This window comes from Kitasatospora sp. Ki12, assembly GCF_054601375.1.
Map to the genome: position 1 here is coordinate 390774 of NZ_BAAIHT010000001.1, position 12476 is coordinate 403249.

Consider the following 12476-nt stretch of genomic DNA (forward strand, 5'->3'; position numbering starts at 1 on the left):
TACGGCTCCAGGCAACGATCCACCGAGCACCCGAGGAACTGACCGTGGACGCCCTCGACGACCGGCTCGACGCCGGCACCTATGAGGTCCTGCGCGACCGGCTCGCCCGGTCCGCCGCCGAACTCGCCGACCGCGCACAGGCGTTGAACGCCCGCCGGGTCGATGAGTTCGGCGGCGGGGAGCTGCGGCTCACCGGCACCGGGCGGCTCACCACCGCCCGGGCCTGCCTCCCGCAGGACCTCACCGCGGCCGGCGGACTGCTGCTGCTCGGCACCCGCCCCACCGAACTCACGGACGGTGCCGAGGACTTCACCGACGTCCTCGGCCTGCACCGGCCCGACCTCTCCCCCGCCCCCGCCGAGGGCACCCTGCTGGACGACCCCCGGCTGCGCCAGGACCTCGCCGACCTGCGGCGCTACTTCCGCGACGCCCGCCTGACCCGGCTGCGCCCGGCGGACGGCCGGCTGCTCGCCGTCTTCCGCACCGGCCCGGCCGCCACCGACGTCCGGGTGCTGCGCTGGCGCCTCGACGACGGCGCCGACGACGCCCGGCCCGCCTACCTGGACGGGCGCGGCGAACGCGACCACACCCCCGCCGACGGGCAGCAGCTCGCCTGGACCGCCCTCACCCGGGACGACCAGCTGCCCGCCGGCCCCGGCCGCCCGCCCCGCGCCGACCTGGCCGGCGAGCTCCACCTCGGCGTCGACGGCGGCCGGTTGACCCTCACCGCCCCGGACGGCACCGAGCTGCACCGCGAACCGCTGACCGAGGCCCTGCAGACCCTCGCCGACGCGCAGATCGCCCACGCCCGGCTCGGTACCCTGCTGCTGGTGCGGGTGCGCCCGTACCAGGAGGAGACCGTCCGGCACCTGGTGGTGCACCTGCCCACCGGCACGGTCACCCGGATCGACGCCCTCGGCCAGGCCTGCCTGCGGCTGCCCGCCGACCAGGGCGTGGCCTTCCCCGGCGGCTGCCATCTGGTGGACGGCACCGTGCGCACCTTCGACCAGCCGGTGGACGGCCTGGTGTACGAGCGCACCGTCCTCTCGCCCAACGGCGAGGACGTGCTGTACGAGTTCCGCTCCCCCGCCGACGGCCGCGCCCTGCTGCAGCCGTACAACAGCGTCCGCCAGGAGGCCGCCGCTCCGCTGCCCTGCCAGGGCTACGCGCTGCTCGCCGACGGCACCCTCGTCGCGCTGCGCCCGGCCGAGGACGGACCGACCCGGCTGCACCCCGTCCAGCTCTGGCAGACCCCGTTCACCAGCGAGCGCTTCGCCGCCGAACAGCCGCCCGGCACCGGCCCGTTGGCCCGGATCGGGAACGCCGACCTGGTCCGCGGCCTGGCCGACTGCCTCGCCCTCGCCCGACTGGCCGCGGCCGGCTCCGACACCCTGGCCGGCCACCGGGCCGTCCTCACCGCCTGCACCCGCACCGCCGACCGCCACCACTGGCTCGGCCAGAGCGGCCTCGGCGACCTCGCCGCGCCGCTCGCCGAGATCCGCGACACCGCCCGGCGGGTGATCGCCGAGTACGAGGCGGTCGCCCAGCTCACCGCCCACGCCGCCCGGCAGACCGAGGAGACGGCCGAGCACGTCGAGGGCCTGCTGCGCACCGCCCGCGGCGAGACCCTGGCCGACGCCGCCGAGTGGGTCGACCGGCTCGCCGGGCTGCGCCGCGCCCAGGGCCGGGTCGAGGCGCTGCGCGACCTGCCGCGCGCCGAACCCGAGCGGATCGACGCGCTCGCCGCACACCTCGCCGAAGGCCTGGCCGAAGCCGCCGACCGGGCCGTCGGCCAGCTCGCCGAACCCGCGGCCTTCGAACCGCACCGGGAGCGCGCCGCCGAACTGGCCGAGCGGTGCGCCGCCATCGCGACCGCCGCCGAGGCCGAGCCGCTGAGCGAGCGGATCACCGGGCAGAGCGAGGCGCTGCAGACCGTCTCCGAGCTGGTCGGCACCCTCGACCTGGCCGACGCCACCACCCGCACCGCCATCCTGGACCGGCTCGCCGACGTCCTCGGACTGCTCAACCGGGCCCGGGCCGCGCTCACCGTGCGCCGCCGGGAGCTGCGCACCCGCGAGGCCGCCGCCGAGTTCGCCGCCGAGACCGCCCTGCTCGGCCAGGCCACCACCGCCGCGCTCGCCGCCGCCGACACCCCCGAGGCCTGCGACGACCAGCTCGGCCGGCTCCTGCTGCGGATCGAACAGCTGGAGACCCGCTTCGCCGACGCCGACCCGGCCCTCGGCGAGCGGCTCGCCGACCGGCGCACCGAGATCCACGACGCGCTCACCGCCCGCCGCCAGCACCTGCTTGAGGAACGGGCCCGGCGCGCCGACCGGCTCGCCGCCTCCGCCGACCGGGTCCTCGACACCCTGCACCGGCGGCTGTCCGCCCTGGACACCGCGGCCGAGATCGACGCCGCCCTCGCCGCCGACCCGACGGCCGTCAAACTACGCGACCTGGCCGCCCAGTTGACCGCCCTCGGCGACCGGGTCCGGGCCGAGGAGCTGACCGGACGGCTGCGCGCCGCCCGCGGCCGCGCCCACCGCGCCCTGCGCGACCGCGCCGAACTCGCCGGCGACGGCCCCGGCACCCTGCGGCTGGGCCGGCACCTGTTCGCCGTCACCACCCAGCGGCCCGAACTCGCCCTCGTGCCCTGGCGCGGACGCCCCGCCTTCACCCTCACCGGCACCGACTACCGCTCCCCCGTCACCGACCCGGCCTTCGCCGCCACCGAGCGCTACTGGGACCGCCCGCTGCCCTCGGAGACCCCGCGGCTCTACCGCGCCGAGTACCTCGCCGCGAGCCTCCTGCTGGCGGGCGGGGCGGGGTCGTCCGGTGTGGACTTCCCTGGCCTCGGCGCAGACTTCCCCGTGCCCGGTACGGACCCGGCGGACCTGCTGGAGTACGTCCGTCGGGCCGCCGAGCAGCGCCCGGACGAGGGCTACCAGCGCGGCGTGCACGACCACGACGCGGCGCTGCTGCTCCGCGCCCTGATCGAACTCGACGCCGAGGCAGGCCTGTTGCGACACCCGGCGGCCGCCCGGGCGGCCGCCCAGCTGTACTGGGCGCACGGCGCCGACGAGCGCCTGCGGCTGATCTGGCACACCCGGGCCCGCTCGCTCGGCCTCGCCCGGCAGGCCTTCGGCGAGGTTCCGGCGCTGGACGCGCTCGCCGCCGAACTCTCCACCGCCGTCGCCGAGTTCCTCCCCTCCGGCACCGGCGCGGCGCTCGCGGAGCAGTCCGGACCGTACCTGGTCGCCGAACTCGCCTCCGGGGAGCCGGCGTTCGCCTACTCCGCGAGCGCCGCGGCGGTGCTCGACAAGTTCCGCGCCACCCCCGAGTCGGCCGGCCTCACCGAGGCGCTGGCCGCACTCCCCGACGAACCCGCACTGCTGCCCGTACGGCACCAACTCGCCGCCGCCTGGCTGGCGGCGGGCTCCGCCGGCGCCGACCCGGCCGACCTCGCCGAGGCCGCCGCCGTGCTGCTCTGCCCGTCGCTGCCGCGCCGGCCCGTCGACGGCGCGGTGGCCACCCGGCTGACCGGGCTGCTCGGCGACCACCCGCGCGTGACCGGCGGCACGCTCGACCTGCGCATCGACGAACTGCTCGCCCGGGTACGGGAGTTCGAGGAGGTCGAGGCGCCCGGCTACCGGGCCTACCAGAAGCTGCGCGGCGAGCTGCTGGCCGCCGAGCACGCCCGGCTGCGGCTCGACCAGTACCGGCCCGCCCCGCTCAACGGCTTCGTCCGCAACCGGCTGATCGACCAGGTGTACCTGCCGCTGATCGGCGACAACCTCGCCAAGCAGCTCGGCACCGCCGCGTCCGGCGGCCCCGTCGACCGCAGCGGCATGCTGCTCCTGGTCTCCCCGCCGGGCTACGGCAAGACCACCCTGGTCGAGTACCTCGCCGAGCGGCTCGGCCTGCTGCTGGTCTCCGTCAGCGGCCCGGCGCTCGGCCACCGGGTCACCTCGCTGGACCCGGCCGAGGCCCCCGACGCCACCTCCCGCCGCGAGGTCGAGAAGCTCAACTTCGCCCTCCACGCGGCTGACAACGTGCTGCTCTACCTGGACGACGTCCAGCACACCTCGCCCGAGTTCCTGCAGCGCTTCATCCCGCTCTGCGACGCCCAGCGCCGGATCGACGGCGTCTGGGACGGCGAGGCCCGCGAGTGGGACCTGCGCGGCAAGCGCTTCGCCGTGGTGATGGCCGCCAACCCTTACACCGAGTCCGGCCGGCTCTTCCGGCTGCCCGACATGCTCGCCAACCGCGCCGACGTGTGGAACCTGGGCGACGCCGTCGCCGGGCGCGAGGACCTCTTCGCGCTCAGCTTCGTCGAGAACGCGCTGCCCGCCAACGCCCACCTGGCCCCGCTCGCCACCGCCGAACGCGGCGACCTGGAGACCCTGCTCGCCCGGGCGGCGGGCACCCCCGGCGGCACGCTGGCCGGCGCCTGGCCCGCCGCCGAGGTGCAGCGGATGACCGCCGTCCTGTCCGGTCTGCTGCACCTGCGCGCCACCGTCCTGGCCGTCAACCGCGCCTACCTGGACTCCGCGGCCCAGGACGACCGCACCCGCACCGAGCCCCCGTTCCTGCTCCAGGGCTCGTACCGCAACATGGCCAAACTCGCCCAGCGCCTCGACCCCGCGCTCACCCGGCCCGAGCTCGACGCCCTGCTCGCCGACCACTACCGCGCCGAGGCCCAGCCGCTCGGCGCCGACGCGGAGGCCCAGCTGCTGAAGCTGGCGGAGCTGCGGGGCGCCCTGACACCGGCGCAGGCGCGGCGGTGGGAGGAGCTGAAGCGGGTCTGGCGGGGGTGAGGCGGGCTGTGGTGTTCCGGCGCCGGGGGGTGACGGCGCCGGGGTGTTCCGGCGCCCGGGGGTGTAGCTGGGTACACCCCCGGGAGTGAACCCCTGGTCATTGAGGCACACCCGTCGCGTGCGATGGGATGTGATCATGAACGTCACGGACTTTGCCGTCGAACTCCGCTCCGTCCGCCGGACCTACCGGCGCGGGCCCGAGCCGGTCATCGGCCTGGACGGGGTGAGCACCGGGTTCCCCTTCGGCACCTTCACCGCCGTCATGGGCCCCTCCGGCTCCGGCAAGTCGACCCTGCTGCGCGCGGCCGCCGGCCTGGAGGCGATCGACGGGGGCGAGGTGCTGGTCGACGGCACCGTCCTGGGCGGACTGCGCGACAAGGCGCTGACGGTGCTGCGCCGGGAGCGGATCGGCTTCGTCTTCCAGTCCTTCAACCTGATGCCCGCCCTGACCGCGGCGCAGAACGTGGCGCTCCCGGCCCGCCTGGCCGGCCGCCGCCCCACCCCCGCCGAGGTGACCGCCGCGCTGGCCGCCGTCGGCCTCGCCGACCGGGCCGGGCACCGGCCGGGCGAGCTGTCCGGCGGTCAGCAGCAGCGCGTCGCCATCGCCCGGGCACTGCTCACCCGCCCGGCGGTCCTGCTGGCCGACGAGCCGACCGGCGCGCTGGACAGCCGCAGCGGCCGCGAGGTCCTCGCCCTGCTGCGCGGCGCGGCCGACGACCCCGGCCGGGCGGTGGTCATGGTCACCCACGACCCGGTGGCCGCCTCGTACGCGGACCGGGTGCTGTTCCTCCGGGACGGCCGGCTGGCCGACACCCTGGAGCGGCCCACCGCCGAGCAGGTCGCCGCCCGGATGACCGCGCTGGAGAGCGCGGCGAGCGCGGGGGCCGTGGAGGGCGTCGAGAACGTGACGCGTGTGGAGGCCGTCGCATGCTGAGCCTCGCCCTCGCCACCGTCCGGCTGCGCTGGGCCTCGTTCGTCGGCAGCTTCGTCGCCCTGGCCTTCGGCGTCGCCCTGATGGCCACCTCGATCCTGGTCATCGCCGCCACCTCCGGCGTCCCCGACCAGGGCCGCCAGCGCTTCTCCGAGGCCCCGGTCCTGGTGACCGCCAACCTCAGCGTGGACTTCGCGGCCGCCCGCGGCGAGACCGTGCCGACGCCCGTCGCCGTCCAGCCGGGCCTGCCCGCCGGGCTGCTCGCCGCCGTCGCCGGGACCGGCCGTACGGTCGAGGACCGCACCTTCTACGCCCAGCTCGCGGACGGCCCGCGCGACCAGGTCGGGCGGGCCTGGTCCGCCGCCGCCCTGGGCGGCTACCGGCTGGCCGCCGGCTCGGCGCCGTCCGCCGACGACGAGGTCGTCATCGGCGGGGGCCGACCGGACCAGGTCGGCCGGCCCGTCCGGTTCGTCACCGCCGACGGCCCGCACACCGCGACGGTCTCCGGGGTGACGGAGGCCGAGCCGTTCGAGCACGCCGTCTTCTTCACCGACGCCCGGGCCGCCCGGTTCTGCCCCGCCGTCGGCGTGCTGGCCGCCTTCGGGGACGCCGACGCGGTACGCCGGGCCGTGGACGCGGCCGGCGGCGAGAGCGTCGCCCGGGTACTCACCGGCACCGAGCGCCGCCAGGCCGACCCGCACTACGCCGAGGTCAGCAGCCGGCTGGACGGCGTGCAGACCCCGCTCGGCCTGTCCGCCGCGGTCTCCGGCGGCACCGCCGTGTTCGTGGTGGCCGGCACCTTCGCGCTGTCGATCGCCCAGCGCCGCCGCGAACTCGCGCTGCTGCGGCTGATCGGTGCCACCCGGCGGCAGCTGCGCACCCTGGTCAACCGGGAGGCCCTGGTGGTCGGCGTGCTGGCCTCCGCGGCCGGGTGCGCGCTCGGCGCGGCGGGGGCGGCGCCGGCCGGCCGGTGGCTGGTCGGGCGCGACCTGGTACCGGCCGGCTTCACCGTGCCGGTCACCTGGTGGGGGCTGCTCGTCGCGGCCCTGATCGGACTGCTGACCGCGATCTGCGGCGTGGTGGCCTCCTCGCTGAAGGCCGGACTGATCAGCCCCGGCGAGGCGCTGGCGGAGGCGGACGTCGAACGGCCCTCGCGCGCCGTGCTGGCCTTCCGCTGGGCCGGCGGCCTGCTCGTCCTGGGCGGCGCCGTCGCGGCCGTCGCGATCGTCGCCCGCAGCTGGCCCGACGCCGCGGCCAACGTCGCGGACTCGCTCGGACTGCTGCTGACGGTCGTGGCCGGGTGCGTCCTGCTCGCCGGTGTGCTGGCCGGCCCCGCGGTCCGGCTGCTGGCGCTGCTGCCCGGCCTCCCGGGTCGGCTGCGCGGGCGCCCGGTGGAGGAGGCCGGCGGCATCGCCTGGGCCACCGCCCGGCTGAGCGCGCTCACCGCCGTCCGGCGCACCGCCGCGACCGTCACCCCGGTGGTGCTGATCATCGCCTTCACCGGCTGCCTGCTCGGCAGCGTCCGCACCATCGACCGCTCGCTGGTCACCGAGGCGCGCCGACAGCTGTCCGCCACCGACTACGTGGTCGCGCCGGCCGGCACGCCCGGGCTCAGCCGGGCCGTGGTCGACCGGGTCCGCGCCGTCCCCGGCGTCCAGGCCCTGGCGATCACCCCCACCTCGGTCATGGCGGACCTGGACGGCGAGTCCCTGGTCGCCTTCCGCGCCGCCGCGGCCGACCCCGCCGCACTGGCCGCCGTCGACCGCCTGCCCGTCGTCGCGGGCTCGGTCGCCGACCTCGGCCCCGACTCCGTGGTACTCAGCCGCACCTGGCCCGGCGCGCCCCGGGTCGGGCAGGTCGTCCCGGTCCGGCTGGCCGACGGCACCCCCAGGGACCTGCGGGTCGCCGCCCTGCTCGGCACCGGCGCCGAGACCACCCAGGCCTGGGTGACCGCGGCCAACGCCGTCACCGACGGCGTCGGCGGCCCCGCCCTGACCAGCCAGGTGCACCTGCGGATCCTGCCCGGCACCGACCGGCAGCAGGCCGTCGCCGCCCTGCGGACCGCCGTCGACGGGCTGGGCGCCCGGCTCGCCACCCCGGAGGAGATCGGGGCGGCGCGCGCCGACGGCGAGGAGGAGGCCACCTGGAACGCCCTGCTGATGATCCTCGGCCTGGCCATCTGCTACGCGGCCGTCGCCCTCGCCAACTCGCTGGTGATGACGGTCACCGACCGCAAGCGGGAACTGTCCCTGCTACGGCTGGCCGGCACCACCAAGGCCCAGGTGCTGCGCTCCGTCGCCGTCGAGACGCTGCTGTGCGTGGCGGCCGGTGCCCTCGTGGGCCTGCTCGGCACGGCCGTCAGCCTCGGCGGCTCCTGGGCGGCCCTGACCAACCTCGTCGGCCCGACCCCGGCGGTCGTGCCCTGGACCGAGCTGGGCACGCTGACCGGTTGCTGCGCGGTCATCGCCCTCACGGCGGCGGTGGTGCCCGCCGCCCTGGCACTACGGGGGCGGGACGGCCGGGACATCCTCGGCGGGGTGGGCTGACGGCGGGGGCTCGCGCAGCTCATGGGGGCTGGTCATGAGCGTTCCTCATGGGTGCCGCACATGAGGGACGCTCATAAGGGGTTGCCCATGAGCGTTCCTCATAGGTGCCCGCTCATGAGCGTCGCTCATGGGTGCTGCACCATGAGGCTCGCTCATAGGGGGTCACTCATGAGAGTTCCTCATAGGTGCTGGTCATGAGCGTCCCTCATGAGCAGCCGAGGCCCACTCCCCCGCCCTGGCCCCTGCCCCGCAGGCCGTCCAGGACCAGGTCCGCGAGCCGTTCCGGGAGGTCCGGTTCGACGGGACGGTGGCCGAGGAGGGCGCGGGTCTGGAGCGGGGCGCAGAGCAGTTCCAGGGCGAGGCCGGCGTCCGTGTCCGCCGGGAGTTCGCCGCGTTCGGCGGCCCGCCGGACGATGACGCCGGCCTGGGCGAGGCGGGACTGCCAGAACGTCCGCCAGGACTCGGCGAGCACCGGGTCGTCGGAGCTGAGCGCGGCCGCCCGGACGACGGACCGGCCGAGCGGGGTGGCCAGGTAGTCGGCCAGGGCTCGGGCGAAGGCGGCCAGGTCGGTCCGGACGGCGCCGGTGTCGGGGACCGGGATGCCCTCGTCGCTGGCGGTGAGCATGGCGTCGAGCACCAGCTTCTCCCGGCTGCCCCAGCGCCGGTACACGGTGGTCTCGTTGACCCCGGCGCGGGCCGCGACGTCGGCGATGCTGAGCCGGGCGATGCCGTGTTCCGCCAGCGCCTCCATGGCCGCCGCCAGTACGGCCGCACGCACCCGCGCCGCCCGTCCGCCGGGTCGGCGCCGGACGTCCGCCGGGTCTTCCGCACCTGTACCACTCAAACCGCTGGCACCGGTCGTACCGCTCACATCGCTCATATGTCGATCACCTCGCCCGCCACCTTAACGCAGGACCACTTGCGTTTAGCGGCTGCCCGGGCGCATAGTCGCTAACGCAAGCGTTCCGGCTTTAATGCTGCAGGAGGCACCGACATGCCCTTCACCTGGCCGCTGGACCCGCAGGACCTGTTCACCGAGCGCCACCCGCAGATGACCCTCGGCCTGCCCGCCGCCGAGGTGGACGCGGTACGCGCCGCCGTCACCGAGATGTGGCCCGACCGGCCCGGCGGCTGGGTCCACGAGTGGTCCGCCCTGGCCGCCCGCCACGCCGCCGCCGGGCGCCACCGCGAGGCCGCGCAGGCGTACGGCTGGGCCAAGTTCCCTTCGCTGGCCGACCGGCCGAAGCGCACCGCACTCGCCCGGCAGGTCGAGCAGTACGTGCTCGCCGCCTCCGGTTTCGCGGTGGAGTTCGAGCGCCGCACGCTCACCGTCCCGTACCGCGGCGGCGAGGCAACCCTGCCGGTCCACTTGATGGCCGCCCCCGGTCTGGCCGCCGACGCCCCGGTCGTCCTGGCCAGCGGCGGCGTGGACTCCTGGAAGACCGACCTGCACGGCATGTGGGAGCAGTTGGCGCTGGCCCTGCCGGTCCGGCTGCTGCTGTTCGACCTCCCCGGCACCGGCGAGACCGCCCATCTGCCGATGACCCCGGACGGCGGCGCGGAGGTGATCGACGGTCTGGTGGCGTTCGCCCGCACGATCGGCGACGGCACGGTGGGCCACTTCGGCATCTCGATGGGCGGCTACTACTCCGCCCGGGCGGGCCTGAGCGGCGCCGTGGACGCGGCGGTGGTGCTGGGCGGCCCGGTGGAGCGCTCCTTCGCGCCGGGCCGCGGCTTCGCGTTCGGCATGGACGGCATCGTCGGCAACGCCCTGGGCTTCGACGCGCCGCCGAGCGCGTCCGAGCTGGCGGAGGCCTTCACGGCCTTCGACCTGCGCCCGCTGCTGGACCTGGACGCCAACGGGCCGATGCTGGTACTCAACGGCACGGACGACGTGCACGTCCCGCAGTACGACACCCTGGTGTTCGCCGGGCGCCGGGCCACCCGGATCGAACTGATCCCGGACACCGGCCACTGCGCCGTCTCCCGGTTCGACGAGGCGATGGCACTGATCGTCCCCTGGCTCCGGACGGCACTGATCGGCTGAGCTCTCCCGCCCTGCCGGCCCTTCCAGCCCCACGAGTCACGCCGGTCACGCCCGCCGCACTGGTCACGCCGGTCCGACAGTCGCTCAAACACTTAAGTCCGATGACCGTACGACCCCTCCCGGCGGGGCAACCTCCGTGGCGCCGCCGGGAGCCGGCCCGGGCCCGCCGTTAGCGTGTCCGCATGGGCGCTCAGCAACTCGATCTGGCCGGACTGCGCCGGGTGTACGGGCGGCCCGGGAGCCGGTGGTTCTACACCCGGGTCGCGCGCAACGCCCGGCACTGGGGCTGGACGGAGCCCGGGCAGTCGAAATGGCGGCTGTGGCGGGCGCAGCGGCAGCTGCAGGACGTGCTGGGGCGCAAGCTGGCGCTGCCGACGGGGGCCCGGGTGCTGGACGCCGGGTGCGGGGCGGGGGTGGTGGCCCGGGCGATGGCGGCGCGGTTCGGACTGGAGGTGACCGGCGTCGACGTCCTGGACTTCCACCTCGCCGAGGCCCGCCGGCTCAGCGCCCGCGCCGCACTGGACGGGCGGACCGCCTTCGGCTGGGGCGACTTCCACCGACTCCCTTTCGCCGAGGGCGAGTTCGACGGCGCCTACTCGATGGAGACGCTCGTCCACTCCTACGATCCGCCGCGCGCCCTGGCGGAGTTCCACCGGGTGCTGCGCCCGGGCGGCCGGCTGGTGCTCCTCGGCCCGATGAGCACCGTCCCGCTGGACGAACTGGAGCCGCGGGCCCGGGCGTTGCTCGAACCGTACCTGGACGCGATGGCGATGACCGGGGCCCGGCTCTACCACGCCGGCAACCTGTCGGACCTGCTGTCCGAGGCCGGGTTCGAGGTCGAGGAGGCGCTGGACGCGACGCCGTACTACACGCCCACCTCGGAGGCGGTGTACGCGTACTTCCGGCTGCCGTGGGAGGTGCTGCGGCGCTTCGGCGATCCGTCGAAGTGGCTCAATCTCCGTTCCACGGTGGAGATGTACGCCGTCCGCGAGTACGTCGCCTGGTACGTTCACACCGCCGTCAAGCCTTCGAGGTGACCCCCGCCATGGACGAGCGCCCCGCCCCGCTGCCGTACCCGAGCGGCTGGTTCTGCGTCGGACGGGTCCGGGACCTGCCGCCCGGCCGGGTGCGCACGGCCAGGCTGATGGGCGAGGACGTGGTGCTGTACCGGACCCGTCGGGGGGCGGTGCGCGCGGTCGGTCCGCACTGTCCGCACCTGGGCGCGCACTTCGGGGCGGGCGGGGCGGTCCGGGGCGAGGACCTGGTCTGCCCGTTCCACGGTTTCGCCTTCGGTCCGGACGGCTCCTGCACCGGTTCGCCGGACGGGACCCGGTTCCGGGCGTCGCTGACGCGGCGCCGGCTCTGCGAGCGGGACGGCGCGCTGTTCGTCTGGCACGGGCCGGACGGCGAACCGCCCGGGTGGGAGCTGCCGCCGGCGGTCGGGGTGCGTCCGCTCGCCTGGTGGAGCGGGGAGGTGCTCTCGCACCCGCAGGAGGTGATGGAGAACAGCGTCGACTTCCGGCACGTGAGCGTGCTGCACGGCCTGGACACCCGGGAGACCGCGCCGCCCGAGGTGGACGGCCCGCTGTTCACCGTCCACCAGCGCACCACGACCCGCTTCCCGGGGCTGGGCGCGGTCAGTCTGGAGCAGCCGGTGACGCTGGCCGGGCTCGGCATGATGCGCCTGGTGGCCGAACTGCCGGAACTGGGCGCCACCTTGCGGGTCTGGGTGCTGGCGACGCCGGTCGCGCCGTGGCGCACCAGGGTACGGTTCGCGGTGACCAGCACGGTGCCGGTCCCGGGGGTCGGGTCGGCGAAGGCGCTCGACCGGGCGGCGTCCTGGCTGGCACTGCAGGCCTCGGTACGGATCATCAAGCAGGACCGGCCGGTCCTGGCGCACAAGCGGTACCTGGCGCAGCCGCGACTGGTGCCCGGGGAGCGCTCGATCGGGCTGTTCCGCCGCTGGGCGCGGCAGTTCTATCCGGACGCTCCGGCCCCTTCGGCGCATCCCGCCTCGTCGGCCTATCCGACCCCTTCGGTCCAGCCGACCCCTTCGGTCCACCCGGCGGCGAATCTCTCCCCGGAGGCGAACCCGGTGGACTGCCCCCCAGCGGACTGACCCCCGCCGGGCTGGC

Annotated in this window: 7 protein-coding genes; 6 read left to right on the forward strand and 1 reads right to left on the reverse strand. The window is 76.0% G+C overall.

Annotated elements, in window-relative coordinates:
• Window positions 1–44: 44 nt before the first annotated feature.
• The 3 genes from ACYP53_RS01715 (at window position 45) to ACYP53_RS01725 (ending at window position 8294) form a co-directional block, all read left to right on the forward strand.
• Window positions 45–4817, forward strand: a complete 4773-nt coding sequence (locus ACYP53_RS01715; protein ID WP_459646460.1) for a DNA repair ATPase — start codon at window positions 45–47, stop codon at window positions 4815–4817.
• 136 nt (window positions 4818–4953) lie between these two features.
• Window positions 4954–5751, forward strand: a complete 798-nt coding sequence (locus ACYP53_RS01720; RefSeq protein WP_459646461.1) for an ABC transporter ATP-binding protein — start codon at window positions 4954–4956, stop codon at window positions 5749–5751.
• On the forward strand, window positions 5745–8294 hold the full coding sequence (locus ACYP53_RS01725) for an FtsX-like permease family protein (RefSeq protein ID WP_459646462.1): 2550 nt from the start codon (window positions 5745–5747) through the stop codon (window positions 8292–8294). The genes ACYP53_RS01720 and ACYP53_RS01725 overlap by 7 nt, the downstream gene beginning before the upstream one ends.
• Before the next feature lie 205 nt (window positions 8295–8499).
• Here ACYP53_RS01725 and ACYP53_RS01730 read toward each other — a convergent pair whose 3' ends face one another.
• Window positions 8500–9072, reverse strand: a complete 573-nt coding sequence (locus ACYP53_RS01730; protein WP_459646463.1) for a TetR/AcrR family transcriptional regulator — start codon at window positions 9070–9072, stop codon at window positions 8500–8502.
• Window positions 9073–9288: 216 nt separating this feature from the next.
• Here ACYP53_RS01730 and ACYP53_RS01735 point away from each other — a divergent pair, with 216 nt between their 5' ends.
• The 3 genes from ACYP53_RS01735 to ACYP53_RS01745 all read left to right on the forward strand — a co-directional run bounded on the left by ACYP53_RS01735 (window position 9289) and on the right by ACYP53_RS01745 (window position 12460).
• A complete protein-coding gene (locus ACYP53_RS01735; protein WP_459646464.1) occupies window positions 9289–10341 on the forward strand; it encodes an alpha/beta fold hydrolase in 1053 nt (350 codons plus the stop codon).
• Window positions 10342–10523: 182 nt separating this feature from the next.
• Window positions 10524–11378, forward strand: coding sequence for a class I SAM-dependent methyltransferase (locus ACYP53_RS01740; RefSeq protein ID WP_459646465.1), 855 nt, complete (start codon window positions 10524–10526; stop codon window positions 11376–11378).
• Window positions 11379–11386: 8 nt separating this feature from the next.
• Complete coding sequence (locus ACYP53_RS01745) at window positions 11387–12460, forward strand: aromatic ring-hydroxylating oxygenase subunit alpha (protein ID WP_459646466.1); 1074 nt, start codon at window positions 11387–11389, stop codon at window positions 12458–12460.
• The last annotated feature ends 16 nt before the right edge of the window (window positions 12461–12476 follow it).